Below are 15,678 nucleotides of genomic sequence, written 5' to 3'. Positions count from 1 at the left end.
CCCTTAGTGCGACTTCGACAATGCGATCCGCGACAGCCCGGCCGCACCGGCCAGCACCGCGGTGTCGCCGCGCAGCGCCATGGCGAAGATGCCGCCCGGCTGGCTGGCGCCAAGTACATGAAACGTTGCGCCCTGGTCGACGCTCTCGAGCAACTCACCCGCCTGAGTCGCGAGAACAAGGTGACCGTTCGGCAGTTCAGCCGAAGCCAGAATGCTCGCGCCGGTCGGCAGCGTGACTTTGTCCCACGTGGCGCCGCCGTCAGTGGAGCGATACGCGTTGCCGAGCAGACCGTAGACGATCGTCGCGTTGCCCATCGACGCGAGACCGAAGAAGCTGCCCTTCGAGGGCGTCGGCACCGCGACGAAACGCTGCTTGTCGGGATCGAGCTTGAGCAGCAGCCCCTGTTCGCCGGCGATATAAAGCGTCCCGTTGATACGGCGCATCGCATGCAGGTTCAACGCGTTGGGATTGTCCACGCGATCGAACCAGGGCGCCCAGCTCTTGCCACCGTCGTCGGTGTGGAAAATGATGTTGAACGAACCGATGACCCAGCCGGAACGCTCGTCATCAAACCAGACGTCGAGGAACGGACGTCCGCCCTGGTCTGCTTCGAAGCGCTCTGCCTCTTCGCGCGACGCCTTGGGATCGGGCGAATCGCCCTGTTGCTTCGAGTAGTACGCGCTCATCAGCTTCGCCGCCTGCTGGCCGTCGAGTTGCCGAGCCCAGGTATTGCCGCCGTCGATGGTGTGGAGCACTTCGCCGTCGTGTCCCACCACCCAGCCCAGCGAGGCCGACTTGAACGTAACGGCCACCAGATCGGAACTCACCGGAACCTGTACCTGGCGCCAGTTCATGGCACCGTCGTCCGACACGAGAATCGCCCCGCGCGGGCCTACCGCGACGAGGCGCTCTCCGGCTTGCGCCAACGCCATGAGGGGTTCATGCGCGGCCTGCGGGTTCATCACGGCAGGTGAACGCATCGGGTCGGCAAATTCGGCTTGGACCGGCCCATTGGCGGCGCATGCCGCCGCGACGAGTGCCAGCCAACGAAACAGTGTCTTGCGCATTGCGTCTCCTTCACAGTAACTGGCGATCGATCACGCGAACAGTCCTGGGCTTTTATGAAACTTCTCCGTGCGCCATGCCGTACCGGCATGACGCACCTGCTGCGCGCTTCCTTGCAACTGTGTCGGCTATCGGACGCCGGTGGATTGCATATACTCGGGCGTAAAGAAGTCTTTCGTGAAGCTCGTGTTGAACATGATCCCCGGTGCCTCAGCAGGATGGCTGCCGAAGATGTAGATGCCGCTGTTGAAGTCGTAGAACCAGTTGCCGAGCGAATAGGGCACCTTGTAGTCGTAAGCAGGCGCCGTGGTCTCGAAGCCACCGCGATAGAGCTTGCCCGACTGGTCATAGGCATCCATCATTCCGCCGCCACCGTCCTCGTCGAAATAAAGCGTCTTTTTGCCATACACGTGACGCGAACCCTGCTTGAGCGTCAAGTCGACGACCCACACGCGGTGCAGTTCCCAGCGCACATGATCCGGATTGACAAAATGCGGCGTGAGGATCTTGCTCGCCGCCGTTTCGTACTGTTGCTTGTAGTCGTTGTACGGGATGTACATCTCTTTCTTGCCGACGAGCTTCGCGTCCCAGCGATCAATACGTCCGTAGAACAACTGGATGTCGTCCATCGTGATCGCGCCGGAATATCCGGGGTTCGGCGTGTCGTAGGCAAGGTCAGGTGCCACGCGCACGCGGCGCTGGCCCGGGTTGTATTCCCACGATTGCTGGTTGTGATCGGCCGTGTCAGTGAAAAACCAGTAGAGCGTCGTGTCGCCGATCATTCGTGCCGGCGCGACGAAATCGTTGTTGATGTATTGCCAGATGGCAAGACCACCCTTCTTCCTGAATTCGCCTTCCTGCTTGAGATCGAAGTATGGGTAGTACAGTGAGCTCTTGAACTGGGCGGCGAGGATCGGCGTGCCGCTCGAATCAACCAACCAGGTCTTCACGTTATTGCGCTGAGCCGTACCCACGTAGCGCATTTCCCAATCCCACAGTGCTTCCTGACCGTTCTTCGGCACCGGGAATGGTTTTCCGCCGAACGCACCGGAAACGAACAGGCCGTTCTTTTCCAGCTTCGCATTCTGCCCGTTTTTTTCCGAATTCTCGAGATACCAGTCCGGATACGACACCGAGCGGTGCGTCGGATAGATGTCCATCCGGTAGGTCGGATAACGCTTGAACAGTTCGATTGCGCTCGCGCTCAGCTTGTCCGCGTATTGCTGGTAGTTTTGGGCAGTGATCTGCAACACCGGCTTCTCGCCTGGAAACGGGTCCGCCCATTTGCCCGAATCGGCTTTGAATCCCGCCGGAAACTGCGTGACTCCCCCTGTGTATGCCGGAATCGTCCCGTCCTTGTTCCCGGCTATTTCCGCCCCGAAAGGCGTCACCCCGCTTTCGATCGCATTACTCATTGGCGCCGCGCAGACTGCTGCAACAAGCGCGAGCGCCTTAATCAACATCCGGTGTTTCTTCAAAACTGTCTCCATCACTTTCCAGGTTGATCCAATACCAAAAGCAACAGCTACTCCACTACTTTTGATGCGCGAGCCTCACGTAAGCCACCGTTGGTGAGACATCCCGCTCGGTGCGTCGAGCGGGATGTACACTCAATACCTTATTGCAACTGATCGTGCAATTAGCGGACACCCGCAGATTGCATGCGCTCCGGCGTGTAGTAATCGTTCGGGAAACTCACGTTGAAGTAGATGCCGGGCGCTTCGGCCGGGTGGCTGCCGAAGATATAGATGCCGCTGTTGAAGTCGTAGAACCAGTTGCCCATCGCGTACGGCACCTTGTAGTCATACGCGGGAACCGTGGTCTGGAAGCCGGCGCGATAGAGCTTGCCCGACTGGTCGTAGGCGTCCATCATTCCGCCACCGCCGTCCTCATCGAAATACAGCGTCTTCTTGCTGTAGATATGACGCGCACCCTGCTTGAGCGTCAGCTCGACGACCCATACGCGGTGCAGTTCCCACCGGACATAATCCGGATTGACGAAATGCTGCGTGAGGATCTTGCTTGCCGGCGTCTCGTACTGCTGCTTGTAGTCGTTGTACGGGATGTACATTTCCTTCTTTCCGACCAGCTTCGCATCCCAGCGGTCGATCTTCCCGTAGAACAGCTGGATGTCGTCCATCGTGATGGCGCCGGAATAGCCGGGGTTCGGCGTGTCGTAGGCGAGATCGGGCGCCACACGGACGCGGCGTTGACCCGGGTTGTATTCCCAGGATTGCTGGTCGTGATCGGCCGAATCCGTGAAGTACCAGAAGAGCGTCGTGTCACCAATCAGCCGCGCCGGTGCCGCGTAGTCGTTGTAGACCTGATACCAGATCGCGAGGGGCCCCTTCTTGCGAAACTCCGCCTCGTACTTAGGCTCGAAATAAGGATAGAGCAGCGAACTCTTGAACTGCGCGGCAAGAATCGGGGTGCCGCTCGAATCGACGAGCCACGTTTTCACATTGTTTTTCTGGGCCGTGCCGACATAGTGCATCTCCCAGTCCCACAACGCTTCCTGACCGTTCTTGGGCACCGGGAACGGCTTGCCGCCGAAAGCGCCAGATATGTACAGGCCACCCTTCTCGAGTTTCGCGTTCTCCGCGTTCTTTTCCGAGTTCTCGAGGTACCAGTCCGGATACGCCACGGAGCGATGCGTCGGGTAGATGTCCATCCGGTAAGTAGGATACCGCTTGAACAACTCGACCGACGCCGCGCTCAGCTTGTCAGCGTATTGCTGATAATTCTGGGCCGTGATTTGCAGAACGGGCTTTTCACCGGCAAACGGGTCCGCCCATTTTCCGGAGTCGGCCTTGAATCCGCTCGGAAACTCCTTGATGCCCCCCGTGTATGCAGGAATCGACCCGTCCTTGTTGCCGGCAATTTCTGCGCCGAACGGCGTCATCCCGCCCTCGATCGCCAGCGTGTAGGGTGAAGCCCAAACAGCCGCGAGTATCGCCAGCGCCTTAAGAAGCTTTGGGAATCTTTTCACAGGTGTCTCCATCATCAAAACGTTGTCTGATAGGTGATGCCCAGCCACGACTTGTCGCTGTACGGCGCGCCGAGAGCCGTGGCGGCTCCCGCCGTTGAGTACCCCTTCTTGTTCATGTAGTAGGTGTAGGTAATGTCCACTTCGTGCTTGTTATAGATCGTGAAATCAAGCCCGACCACGAACGTGTTCTGACCTTGTGCTTCGGCCGCTGGCGAAATAACCGATGAATAGCCCTTAAGATTCAGGTTGACGAACAGCGGCATCGTCAGATCGACCCCCGGGAACACCTGGTACCACTGCGGGCTAGCACCAATACCGATTCCGGCCCAGAAACGGGTGGAACAGTTGTTGAACGGGTTATTCCCGCTTGCAGAACATTGGCCGGTCGTGTCATAGCCGGACATCGCGAAGTTCCCGGGGTTTGATTGCACGCTCAACAACTGATTGAACGCGAATTCGCCCTGCAGGAACATGTTGTCCCACAGCGGTGACTTGCCGAACGACTGGGTAACGTTCAAAAGACCATGCAACGTACGGCCCGTTGGCGCGTCGTTGACCGTGGTCGCGTTGACCGCACTGAGCGGCATGTTCCAGCGGTACGACAGCTCGCCTGCCACCGCCGCGTTGCCGATCGCACTGTTGAAGCCAGCGCCGATCAGGTTCACGTCGTTGCCATACTTCGCCGTAACACCAGGAAGGTTGGTGCCTGGGAAGAGTTCCGGTCCCGCACCCGGGAGTAGCACCGCCGCCCACGGCATCTTCATGGCGAAGTGGCGGTACGTGAATTCATAGGTCGTTGCGAGCGAATCGACACGCCACTTCCCGTCGAGGCCGATATCGCCGATCTGACCTTTAGTCGGCGCGATGCGCGGAATCGCGAACGTGCCCAGCCCCGGAATGTTTTCGTAGCTGGCGATCGGAGGGCCATAAAGAATAGGATCCGCACCGCCGAAATATGTGCCGCCTTCAGGCAGACGGTCGTGGTTCCATTCGAACGTGTATTGTGCCCCGAGGGTGAACGTGTCGGTAATGCTCGTCGTCACGTTGGCCTGAGCCGTCGGCAACACAATTTCCTTAAGCGAAGCGCTCGGGCTCTGCGTCAGTTTCATCAGATCGAGAGGCTGCTGACCGATCGCCACCGAGTTCGCTCCGCCCAGCGTAGCAAACGCCGACTGCCCCCATGTGAGTGCCGTCCGGCCCAGCTTGACGTTCACAGAGTGACCACCGAGGTCAAACGTGTTAAACACGAACGCATCGCGCAGTTCGGCGCTCGGGCCCTGATAGTACTTCTTGATATAGCTCGTGTACTCGTTGTTGGGATAGTTGGGCGGAAATGCGGGATTGCTCGTATTGTGATTCTTGAACGTCGGGTCATACCACGCGTCCATACTGATGCGGAAACCTGACGTCTCCTTGTACTTGAAGTCGAATTCGCTGTAGAGGTTCAGCATCGACTGGATCGTGCTGAATTTCGGCGTCGACAGATCGCCTTCATCGTAGGTCGGACTGTTGGTGTAGAAGTGGTCCGGATTCTGAAGCCGGATATCGTAGTCAGCGCGCACCGTGTTGTCCCATTCCATGTCGATGTCCGGGTTCGGAACATCGAAATGGAAGGCGTTTGCGTTCGCGCTCCACAACCCGCACGCCGCCGCGATACAGGTTGCTTGCACACCAAGGCTGATCGCGCTTGGCTTCAGACTTTTCTTTTTCATGCGTCTCCTCTTGTCTTCGTCGAACTGCCGCAGAAAAGGCCTAGGCCTTTGGACTGCCGCAGACTTCTTGCAATGAAGCGAAACCGGCCTCCCTACCTCGTCAGCATCGCGTCCGTCCTGGATACTTCCGACAGCTCAACCAGAATACGAATGCTGTTCGCAAAGATAAACGCTCGAAACTCGACTGTCAACGCTCGCTCACCCTACGTGATGCATTTTTTTGAACGTCGTTCAAAGATCAAGGCAAACGTGATTTCGAGATTCGTAATGGGTTTGAACCGGTGTACGGGAACCAGCGTCGCGACGGTTCCAGATGCGTGCGGAGCGCGTAGCGCAAACGAAATGTTGTCGACGACTGAATTTGCGAGGCTTTCACCTCGCCTGCGCGGATTGGCGATGCAAACCATGGGGGGCTTCCTTGCGATCCGTCAAAGCGGATACGGATCGATACGCAGGTCGGACGCAGCCAGTATTCCCCGGCCCTGGTCCGGTAAGCAGTACAGGTCACGGACGTGTCAGCCTATCGGCTTTCCATTCGTACGCGATAAAACGACGAACCGAAAAAGCATCCGAAAACGATTGCGCGATTGAGTCGGTTTCCTTGGCAGTCCTTCTCTATACCCTGGTCATGACCACGACCCGATCAATCTCTTATCCCGTTCCTGCGCGGGAATGCATTTGCGGTTTTCGTGGAGGGGGCGGGAACACGCGCCAGGCACCATCGTCGTGCCGGAAGAAGAATATCGCGAAGGACCTCTCGGAGGCGGCTGACCGCGCAAGCACACACCTGGTCTGGCTCGAATTCGCGAAAGTACATCGGGTTAGATGCACCGGGGTGGCCGCAGTGGGTGCAAGCCACTTCTCGATGAGCGAACGCAAAGAACCTTCTCCAAGCTTCATGTCCTGCTCCTTCGACCGCCCTATACGCGCTTCTGACTATCCAACCAGGAACGCAAAAATTGGTGACCTTAACCGGCCAGCCCCAGACCGTGCGCATCTCCTGCTCCGGTTTCGACGCAGCGGGAAGGGTTGGGTTTGGTCACAATGTGTCGGTTGACTAAATAATAGTAGTCAGCCGACCCACTATCAAGCCCAGTCGGCACCAGGGGAAATGCTGGTATGGACAAGACCACGCGTTAATGGGGTAGCATATGCAATGCTGGGTGCGAGACGGGATCAGGCGTTTTCTGAAAAACAATTAGTCGAAGGTTGCATTTTTATTCGTCGTTTGACTAATCATCAGATCAAAGCCGCCGTTACACACCCCGGATCGACAACGCGCGCGCGACGGGCAGCAGGCGCCAAGGAGAGCCAAAAGATGAAAGACCTGACCATCTCATCGGCAGAGCTCGGCAAGTTGGCAGACGACGAGCCCAGACGGCGAGGGAACAGAACGACGCGTGTGCCCGTCATCATCGAAGTAGCGATCGAGGTCTTCGCATCGGAAGGTAACGCTGGCTTCACTCAACGCCGAATTGCCAGCGACGCAGGAATCCGACTGAGGACCCTGCAGCACTATTTCAGCACCCGCGAGGAACTATTGCGGGCCACGATCGAGGCATTTACAGATCGCTATTTCGAACACTATCGGACCATCGCCCAAGACAAACTGCGGCCACCGGAGGCCCGGCTGGAGGTCATCGTCGACGAGGCGTTCTCGGTACTGACGTCAGCCGGCGGCAATCGCGTTAGCGCCTTTGTTCTGGAGTGCTGGAGTCTGGCGGAGCATGAGCCCTTTTTGCATGCCTTGATGGCGAAATCCACCGCGGATTTCCAGGATCTTCTGGCGGAACTGATCGCGCAGATAAACCCAACGTTGGCGTCGGCCGAATGTACGCTGCGTGGCGCCCTGCTCCTTTCACATCTACAAGGTCTGGTCGTCTTTCTTCGCCGGTCCAACGCGAACACGCTTGATCGGGACTCATTCCGTCACGCCATGAAAGTCGTCTGGCGAGCGTTAAGCAAGGCTTCTCCATAAGACTGGAAGGCGGGTGCCTAAGCCAGAATCGCGCCCAGGTGGAGCGGTCGGCACGCGCTAGGGGACCTGCGCCGCGCCGCTGACCGCCTTCTACAGGCGCACATGGTCGCAACGGCTCTTTCAGGCCATTGCGACCGATCCTCAGCGGACCACCTCCCAGACGAGAGGCAAGTGGTACAGCGTACCGTTTACGCCTCCGTGGACACCCGCCTTCTCGCCCGGCTTGATCTGGAAATCAGGAATGCGCTTGAGCCATTCCTGAAGGAAGACCTTCAATTCCACGCGTGCGAGGAACGAGCCAGGGCAACGATGCGCGCCATTGCCGAACGTCGAATGAATCGGCGTGGGCCGAGTGAAATCGACGCTCAGCGGATCGTCGAACTTTCTTTCGTCGAGACCGTGCAGCGTGGTCGGCATGATGATCATGTCGCCCGCCTTCATATGCACGCCCTTGTATTCGAAATCGTGTGTGATCCGCCGCCCTTGATTGACCACCGGGAAACGCCGCAGAAGCTCGTCGACGGCCTTCTGCGTCAGTTCGGGGTTGTCGATGAGCTGCTTGCGGTGGGCCGGGCTGCCGGCGAGGAATCGCGCGATAAAGCCCATGGCCGAAGCAACCGTATCGAGGCCGCCAATCAGCACGAGACCACAAAGCCCGCGAACTTCTTCGTCCGTAAGCGCGCGCCCGTCGATCTTCGAATGGACGATCTTGCTGATGAGGTCGTCACCCGGGTTCGCGCGGCGTTCGGCGATCTTCACGCCCAGGTACTGAAAGATCGCTCCAAGCGCCTGGAGCTTCTCGTTGGCATCGACCGGGCGGACCATTTTGTCGGCGAGGCTGAGCAAGTACTCGCGATCCTCGGCGGGCAACGCCACCATGTTCATGAAAATGCCGATCGGCAGATGCTGCGCAAATCCCGATACGAATTCCACCTCGCCCGTCGGACAAAAGCCCTCGATCAGTTCGATCGCCATTTCGCGCGCCTTCTCCTCGAGCTTGCCGATCGCTTGCGGCATGAAGGCAGGCGCGATCAGCGCGCGATAGGCGGTGTGCTGCGGAGGATCGAAGAAGATCGGCGGTAACGGTTGATGCTCGACGAGCGGCACTGTCAACTGCTTCGACGAAAAATTCTCGTAGTCCTTGAGGATGTGATAGATGTCGTCGCCGCGCGTTGCGATCCAGTGTCCACTGTTGCGCGGTGTCCAGAGAATGTCGGGAATGCCTTCGGCGTGCAACCGCTTGAGCGAGAGATGGTAGTCATCTTCGGCACCCGGCGGATTGTAAATGTCGATGTCGAACACCCGTTCAGGCAATACGTGCGCGGGAACCGGCGCCAGCTCCGGAGTCGCGCCATGACCAGCTACTGACATCAGTTGTCTCCTTTTTTCGAATCGACCAGTATGGGCGGTCGGGACCAATTTTGTCGTCTGCTTAACTGCAATTACAGGAACGCGCCGTATAGCTCGATATGGTGCTCGGTGTTTCCCCATGTCATATCGATGCAGGTGAGCCGCTTCACGTACCACCCCACCGCGAGTTCGTCCGTCATGCCCATCCCTCCGTGCAGTTGTACGGCTTGCTGTGCCACGAAGCGCGCACTACGGCCAATCAGCGCCTTGGCGGCAAGGACAGCGCGATGAGCTTCCAGGTCGTCGTCCGCGCCAAGTTTGGCGGCGGCAAAGTAGACGATCGATTTCGCCTGCTCGACCGCGGTCAAGATATCCGCGGCACGATGCTGCAGCGCCTGGAATTTGCCGATCGGCGAGCCAAACTGCTTTCGCGTGCGCAGGTACTCAAAAGTCAGCTCGCTCAGCCGCGACATCGCGCCCACCGCCTCCGCGCACAGCGCAAAAATGCCTTGATCGACGGTCCACTCGAGCAAGGGGCAGCCCTGATCAATGGCGCCGATGACAGCCTGTGCATCGACGCGCACGCCGTCCAGCACCACCTCGGCGATACGCTGGCCATCGAGTGCGGGAAACCCTTTGATGCTCACACCTTGCGTTCGAGCATCGACGGCAAAGAGCGTGATGCCGTGCTTGTCCGTCTGCTCGCCTGCGGTACGCGCGGAGACCAGCAGAATGTCTGCGCTGTCGCCATGCAGTACGACGCCCTTGCGTCCATTCAGGATAAAGCCGCCACGCGTTGGCTCGGCCCTCGTCGCCACATCCCACAAATCAAAACGCGCGCCGGGTTCCAGCGTTGCCAGTGCGGTCTTCAGGCTGCCGTCCGCTATACCGGCCAGCATCGTGACCTTGTGCGCCTCGGAGCCCGCGCGCCCGATCAGCTTCGCGCCGATTACGGCCGTCGATACAAACGGCTCCAGTACGAGTCCACGGCCAAAGGCCTCCATCACGAGCATGGTCTCGACCGGACCCATGCCAAGGCCGCCATGCTCCTGCGGCACGTTCAGCGCCAGCACGCCCATTTCAGCGAGCGTAGACCAGTGTGCAGCTGACCAACCCTCGGGAGTGGCGGCAAGACGGCGCCTCGCCTCGAAGTCGTACTCCTTTTCGACGAAACGGCCGACCACGTCGGCCAGCATCTGTTCCTCTTCAACCAGCGTGAAGTCCATGGCGTGTCCTCAGATGCCGAGCGCCTGTTTGGCGATGATGTTTTTCTGCACTTCAGTCGAACCGCCGTAGATCGAAATCTTGCGCCAGTCCAGGTAATGCGCGGCCAGCGCGTTGAGCAGCTCGCCGTTCGCGGTTTCGCCGCGCCAGTCCGCCTCCAGCGCTTCGCTTACAAAGGGCACCGCATACGGGCCCGCGCATTCCATTATCAGTTCCGTAAGCTCCTGCTGAATCTCCGAACCGCGGATTTTCAGCACCGAAGCTTCCGGTCCGATAGGACGTCCCGCTGTTTCCGCCGAGACGACGCGCAGAAGCGACCATTCGTGAGCGATCAAATCGATTTCCACCTTGGCGATGCGATCACGAAAGCGGACGTCCTCGATGAGCGGCTTGCCGTGCTTACGCTCGCTGCCGGCAATCTCCTTGAGACGTCGCATGAAGCGCTTGCAGTTGCCAAGCCCGGCGATGTTCGTCCGCTCGTGTCCGAGCAGATACTTCGCGATCGACCAGCCGCGATGCTCGTCACCGACGAGATTGCTTACCGGCACTTCAACATTGTCGAAAAACACTTCGTTGACATCGTGGCCCCCGTCAAGCGTGCGAATAGGTCTGACCGTGATCCCGGGGGTCGACATATCGATCAGCAGGAACGAGATGCCTTCTTGCGGGCGGCCGCTGCCATCCGTGCGGACCAGACAAAAAATCCAGTTCGCCCATTGGGCAAACGAGGTCCAGATCTTCTGGCCATTGACGACGTAAAACGATTGACCGTCTCGCTCGACGCGCTCCGCACGCGTCTTGAGCGACGCCAGATCGGAACCAGCACCCGGCTCGGAGTAACCCTGACACCACCAGTCCTCCATCGAGATGATGCGCGGCAGGAACCGTTCGCGCTGCGCGTCGGTGCCGAACTTCTGAATCACAGGTCCAACCATCGAAAGGCCGAACGGCATCTGACGCGGCGCGCCAGCGGTAAAGCATTCCTCGTCGAAAATATTGCGCTGCGCGGCATTCCAGGCGGCGCCGCCGAATTGTGCGGGCCAAGCAGGTGCGCCCCACCCCTTCCCGGCCAGAATCCGCTGCCAGCGCACATAGTCTTCGCGCGGCACATGACGGAAGTTGAGCACCCGATCACGAATGTCGTCGGGCAAATGCGTCGCTACGAATTCACGCACTATGGCGCGAAATTCATTGTCGGCGGGACTCTCTTTCAGGTCCATCGTCAGGCTCCAGTCGCGGCCCGGCAAAACACGATCGGCGCTGCCGGGCGCGGTTTCAGGCAATTTCCACGATTCCGTTGTTCAGTACCACCACATCGCGTGCGTCGACGCGCGCCCGCAGATGCAAGCGCGTGTCACTGTCCCGCCAGAACTGGAAGCGAACCTGTTCGCCCGGGTACACCGGCGAAGTCAGGCGCAAAGCGAGTCGCTTCAAACGTGATGCGTCGTTACCCGCGAACGTGCGAATCGCCGCATAACCGGCCATGCCGTAGGTCGCGAGGCCGTGAAGAATCGGCCGGCTGAATCCGGCCTTCGATGCCACATCGGGGTCCGCGTGCAAAGGGTTGGCATCGCCGGAAAGACGGTAGATCAACGCAGCATGGGGGCCGGTCGAGAAGACGTATTCCGCATCCGGCGCTCGTTCCGGCACAGGCGGCAGCGCTTCGGGCGGCGAGTCGCTCTCGCCCGACTCGGCGCTGAACCCTCCGTCGCCGCGCAGAAAGGACACCTGCCGGACTTCAGCGAGTTGTTCGCCCGTCGAGGCGTCGATGATGTCTCGCTTGAGTTCGACGATCGCGCCCTTGCCTGCGCCCTTGTCTGAGATGCGGCTCACGCGCGTCTTGCTAACGATGGTCGCCGCCACGGGCATCGGGCGCGCGAAACGGACATCCTGCTCACCATGCACAAGCTTCAGGTAGTCGATACCCGTACGCGGATCGCGCATCCACGATTTCGGCCACGCGAACGCGGCCGCGCAAGTCGGCATCGCTTGCAGGTTTTTCTCGTACACGTAGCGCAGTTGCTCTGCGTCCAACGGGTCTCCACCCAGACCGAGGCCCAGTGAATACAGCATCACGTCGCGCTCGCTGTACGTCTGCGTGACATCTTCAATCGGCCAGTTCTTGACGACTTCGTAGTTCAGCATGAGGTAGTCCTGTATGTGCTCAGTAGTCCGTGAAGTTGGGCTTGCGCTTCTCGAGAAAGCTGGCAATGCCTTCCTTATAGTCATCGCACTGGTTGGCGATCGGCATGTCCAACCCGGCGTACATGACCGCCTCGTGGGGCGTCTGGAACGGCACTTCCCAGACCTGCTCCTTCATGATGCGCATCGAACGCGGCGAGCAGTACTCCGCCATTTCGCGCGCGTAGGCATAGGTCTCCTCGACCAGCTTGTCGGCCGGAATTGCCCGATTCACGAGTCCCATACGTTCCGCTTCGCGCCCCTTGATTTTGCGTCCCGACAGCAGCAGGTCGAGCGCGTGCGCCTGCCCCACGTGTCTGGCGAGTATCCAGGCCATGCCGTATTCCGCCGTCAGACCTCGCCGCGCGAATGCTGTCGTGATAGTGGCGTCTTCCGACGCAAACCGGATGTCGCAAAACAGCGCGTGAATCAGGCCAATGCCGACGGTCGCGCCGTTGAGCATGGCGATGACGGGCTTCGGGATGGCCGGGTAGTACGAGCAGCGCGTCTGCCAGTCGGCGCGTTTGCGCATGTCGAACGGGCGCGGAAGCTTCGTCATGAGCGCCGCAGGGTCGCCGCCGAAGCTATGAATATCGCCCCCTGCACAGAAGGCCTTGCCCGCGCCGGTGAAAACGATGACGCGCACGCCACGGTCTGAACCCGCCGCCTGCATCGCGTCGTACACCTCGGTCGCCACCTGGTCGTTCCAGGTGTTCATGTGTTCAGGACGGTTCAGCGTGATCGTCGCGATACGGTCCCTGACGTCGTACAGAATGCTCTCGAAGCGCATGAGATCCCCCTCGATTTCAGAAAGAACGCGGCAGGTCGAGCACGTGCTCGGCGACGTAGGACAGAATCAGGTTCGTCGAAATCGGTGCCACCTGATAGAGCCGGGTTTCGCGGAACTTGCGTTCGACATCGTATTCACAGGCGAAACCGAAGCCGCCATGTGTCTGCAAACAGGCATTCGCGGCTTTCCACGAAGCCGTTGCCGCGAGATGCTTCGCCATATTCGCTTCGGCCCCGCACGGCTGATGATTGTCGAAAAGCTCGCAGGCCTTGTAGCGCATGAGATCGGCCGCGCGCACGTCGATGTACGCCTCGGCAATCGGGAACTGGATGCCCTGATTCATGCCGATGGGCCGGTCGAACACGATCCGCTCGCTCGCGTACTTCGATGCGCGTTCGACGAACCAGTAACCGTCGCCGATGCACTCGGCCGCGATCAGTGCGCGTTCGGCATTGAGTCCATCGAGGATGTACTTGAAGCCCTTGCCTTCCTCACCAATAAGGTTCTCTTCAGGAATCTCGAGATTGTCGAAGAACAGTTCGTTCGTCTCGTGATTGACCATGTTGGGAATCGGCCGCACGGTCAGACCATTGCCGATAGCCTGGTGCAGATCCACCAGGAAGCAGGACAGCCCATCCGATTTTTTCTTCACGTCCGACAAGGGCGTGGTACGCGCGAGCAGGATCATCATGTCCGAGTGCTGCACGCGGGATATCCACACCTTCTGGCCGTTCACCACGTAACGGCCGTCTTTCTTTACGGCGGTGGTCTTCAGTTTTGTCGTGTCGGTTCCCGTCGTCGGCTCGGTGACGGCCATCGACTGCAGGCGCAGTTCTCCGCTCGCGATCTTCGGCAGATATTTGCGCTTTTGTGCTTCCGAGCCGTTCCGCAGTAGCGTATTCATGTTGTACATCTGCCCATGGCAGAACCCGGAGTTGCCGCCGTTGCGGTTGATCTCCTCCATGATCACGGACGCCTCGGTCAGCCCGAGGCCGGAGCCGCCATACTCCTGGGGAATCAGCGCCGCCATCCAGCCGGCCTTCGTTAACGCGTCGACGAAGGCCTCCGGATAGACGCGCTCGTGATCGATGCGGCGCCAGTACTCGTCGGGGTACTCCTTCGAGAGGTCGCGCAGGGCATCGCGCAGTTCCTGATATTGATCGGGTGTGGAAATTCGGCTCATGAATGGTTTCCGTTTACTTGGCAGGACGCACGGCTCACGCTGCTGCATCGATCAGTCCGCCGGCATTGGCGAGCTGGGTCAGATGATGTTCGGTCGAGCCGAACTGGATATCGATTACGCTCAGGCGTCTCAGGTAGTGGCCGATCTTGCACTCCTCAGTCATGCCGATGCCGCCGTGCAACTGCACGCCTTGCTGGCCCACGAAACGGCCCGAGCGTCCGATTTGCACTTTCGCCGCAGACATGCTGCGATCGCGTTCTGCCGCATTCGGCTCCTCGCTCATCATGGTCGCGAAGAGCGCCATGCTGCGCGCCTGCTCCACCATGACAAGCATGTCGACCGCGCGATGCTGGAGCGCCTGAAACGATCCGATAGGCACGCCAAACTGCTTGCGGACCTTGAGATATTCCACTGTTTCCTCGTGCGCGGCGGCCATGGCACCCACGGCTTCCGCGCTCACCGCCGCGATGGCGTGCGCGACGACCGTTTCTATAAGCGGCAACGCGGCACCCGCCACGCCCAGCACGTCGCTGTCCGGGACGCGCACGCCGGAGAACTCAATGTCGGCCGCGCGCAGCCGGTCTTGCGTCGGATACGAGTGGCGCGTCACGCCCGCCGCGTCGCCCCTGACTACGAACAGACCGATGCCGTCGCGTTCACGCCTGCCACCCGACATGCGCGCCGACACAACGAGCAGATCGGCGCTGCCGCCGTGCAGCACCATGCGCTTGGCGCCGTCGAGCACCCAACCGTCACCTTCACGCCGTGCGGTGGTCGCAACGTCTGCGAGGTCGTACCGCGACTGCGCCTCGCTGTGGGCGAACGCCATCTGCAGCTCACCCTGCGCAATCGCCGGCAGAATCGCGGCGCGTTGTGCTGCGTTGCCAGCGAGGCGCGCGAAGCCGCCGCCTAGCACGACCGTCGCGAGATACGGTTCGACTGCGAGCCCACGGCCCAACGCCTCCATGACGATCATCGTTTCGACCGGGCCGCAATTACTGCCGCCGTATTCCTCGTCAAACGAAAGGCCCAACAGGCCCATTTCGGCGTAACGCGCCCATTGCTCACGGCTGAAACCATCCGGCTCAGCGAGATACTTCGCGCGCTGCTCGAACCCGTACTCGTCCTTGACGAGCCGCTCGACGCTGTCCTTGAGCATGCGTTGCTCGTCGGTAAAATCAAAGTCCATATCTCATGCTTCTCCG

12 protein-coding genes are annotated in these 15,678 nt (G+C 59.8%); 1 reads left to right on the top strand and 11 read right to left on the bottom strand.

Translation table 11 applies throughout. The features are described from left to right. Positions 1-3: 3 nt before the first annotated feature. The 4 genes from L0U81_RS33175 to L0U81_RS33160 all read right to left on the bottom strand — a co-directional run bounded on the left by L0U81_RS33175 (position 4) and on the right by L0U81_RS33160 (position 5,767). The gene (locus L0U81_RS33175) at positions 4-1,068 is read right to left on the bottom strand and encodes a WD40/YVTN/BNR-like repeat-containing protein (protein WP_233810455.1); all 1,065 of its coding nucleotides are present in this window, start codon (positions 1,066-1,068) and stop codon (positions 4-6) included. A 126-nt stretch (positions 1,069-1,194) separates the two neighbouring features. Then, positions 1,195-2,556 carry a DUF1329 domain-containing protein gene (locus L0U81_RS33170; RefSeq protein ID WP_326489894.1) on the bottom strand — a complete coding sequence of 454 codons (1,362 nt, stop codon included), beginning with the start codon at positions 2,554-2,556 and terminating at the stop codon, positions 1,195-1,197. A gap of 149 nt (positions 2,557-2,705) precedes the next feature. Beyond that, positions 2,706-4,055, bottom strand: coding sequence for a DUF1329 domain-containing protein (locus L0U81_RS33165; RefSeq protein WP_233810451.1), 1,350 nt, complete (start codon positions 4,053-4,055; stop codon positions 2,706-2,708). Positions 4,056-4,069: 14 nt separating this feature from the next. After that, on the bottom strand, positions 4,070-5,767 hold the full coding sequence (locus L0U81_RS33160; RefSeq protein WP_233810449.1) for a DUF1302 domain-containing protein: 1,698 nt from the start codon (positions 5,765-5,767) through the stop codon (positions 4,070-4,072). Between the two features lie 1,318 nt (positions 5,768-7,085). On the opposite strand from L0U81_RS33160, the gene L0U81_RS33155 reads away from it, so the two are divergent. Next, on the top strand, positions 7,086-7,745 hold the full coding sequence (locus L0U81_RS33155) for a TetR/AcrR family transcriptional regulator (protein ID WP_233810447.1): 660 nt from the start codon (positions 7,086-7,088) through the stop codon (positions 7,743-7,745). Positions 7,746-7,886: 141 nt separating this feature from the next. Here the strand turns inward: L0U81_RS33155 and L0U81_RS33150 are convergent, their stop codons facing one another. From L0U81_RS33150 to L0U81_RS33120, 7 genes are all read right to left on the bottom strand, one after another. Next, complete coding sequence (locus tag L0U81_RS33150; protein WP_233810571.1) at positions 7,887-9,116, bottom strand: cytochrome P450; 1,230 nt, start codon at positions 9,114-9,116, stop codon at positions 7,887-7,889. 71 nt (positions 9,117-9,187) lie between these two features. Further along, on the bottom strand, positions 9,188-10,321 hold the full coding sequence (locus L0U81_RS33145) for an acyl-CoA dehydrogenase family protein (RefSeq protein WP_233810445.1): 1,134 nt from the start codon (positions 10,319-10,321) through the stop codon (positions 9,188-9,190). A 9-nt stretch (positions 10,322-10,330) separates the two neighbouring features. After that, positions 10,331-11,539, bottom strand: a complete 1,209-nt coding sequence (locus tag L0U81_RS33140; RefSeq protein ID WP_233810569.1) for an acyl-CoA dehydrogenase family protein — start codon at positions 11,537-11,539, stop codon at positions 10,331-10,333. A gap of 55 nt (positions 11,540-11,594) precedes the next feature. Then, complete coding sequence (locus tag L0U81_RS33135; RefSeq protein ID WP_233810443.1) at positions 11,595-12,464, bottom strand: MaoC/PaaZ C-terminal domain-containing protein; 870 nt, start codon at positions 12,462-12,464, stop codon at positions 11,595-11,597. 19 nt (positions 12,465-12,483) lie between these two features. After that, the gene (locus tag L0U81_RS33130) at positions 12,484-13,290 is read right to left on the bottom strand and encodes an enoyl-CoA hydratase (RefSeq protein WP_233810441.1); all 807 of its coding nucleotides are present in this window, start codon (positions 13,288-13,290) and stop codon (positions 12,484-12,486) included. A 16-nt stretch (positions 13,291-13,306) separates the two neighbouring features. Beyond that, positions 13,307-14,473 carry an acyl-CoA dehydrogenase family protein gene (locus L0U81_RS33125; protein ID WP_233810439.1) on the bottom strand — a complete coding sequence of 389 codons (1,167 nt, stop codon included), beginning with the start codon at positions 14,471-14,473 and terminating at the stop codon, positions 13,307-13,309. Between the two features lie 34 nt (positions 14,474-14,507). Further along, the gene (locus tag L0U81_RS33120; RefSeq protein WP_233810437.1) at positions 14,508-15,662 is read right to left on the bottom strand and encodes an acyl-CoA dehydrogenase family protein; all 1,155 of its coding nucleotides are present in this window, start codon (positions 15,660-15,662) and stop codon (positions 14,508-14,510) included. Positions 15,663-15,678: the final 16 nt, after the last annotated feature.

Source organism: Paraburkholderia sp. HP33-1 (assembly GCF_021390595.1).
Lineage (GTDB): Bacteria > Pseudomonadota > Gammaproteobacteria > Burkholderiales > Burkholderiaceae > Paraburkholderia.
This window is presented reverse-complemented; position numbering and strand designations above follow the sequence as displayed.

Bases quoted from the DNA above. Each gene is read 5' to 3' on its own strand.
- L0U81_RS33145 (WP_233810445.1), bottom strand. From the start codon at position 10,321: ATGGACTTCACGCTGGTTGAAGAGGAACAGATGCTGGCCGACGTGGTC.
- L0U81_RS33125 (WP_233810439.1), bottom strand. From the start codon at position 14,473: ATGAGCCGAATTTCCACACCCGATCAATATCAGGAACTGCGCGATGCC.
- L0U81_RS33175 (WP_233810455.1), bottom strand. From the start codon at position 1,068: ATGCGCAAGACACTGTTTCGTTGGCTGGCACTCGTCGCGGCGGCATGC.
- L0U81_RS33155 (WP_233810447.1), top strand. From the start codon at position 7,086: ATGAAAGACCTGACCATCTCATCGGCAGAGCTCGGCAAGTTGGCAGAC.
- L0U81_RS33140 (WP_233810569.1), bottom strand. From the start codon at position 11,539: ATGGACCTGAAAGAGAGTCCCGCCGACAATGAATTTCGCGCCATAGTG.
- L0U81_RS33170 (WP_326489894.1), bottom strand. From the start codon at position 2,556: ATGGAGACAGTTTTGAAGAAACACCGGATGTTGATTAAGGCGCTCGCG.
- L0U81_RS33160 (WP_233810449.1), bottom strand. From the start codon at position 5,767: ATGAAAAAGAAAAGTCTGAAGCCAAGCGCGATCAGCCTTGGTGTGCAA.
- L0U81_RS33130 (WP_233810441.1), bottom strand. From the start codon at position 13,290: ATGCGCTTCGAGAGCATTCTGTACGACGTCAGGGACCGTATCGCGACG.
- L0U81_RS33135 (WP_233810443.1), bottom strand. From the start codon at position 12,464: ATGCTGAACTACGAAGTCGTCAAGAACTGGCCGATTGAAGATGTCACG.
- L0U81_RS33120 (WP_233810437.1), bottom strand. From the start codon at position 15,662: ATGGACTTTGATTTTACCGACGAGCAACGCATGCTCAAGGACAGCGTC.
- L0U81_RS33150 (WP_233810571.1), bottom strand. From the start codon at position 9,116: ATGTCAGTAGCTGGTCATGGCGCGACTCCGGAGCTGGCGCCGGTTCCC.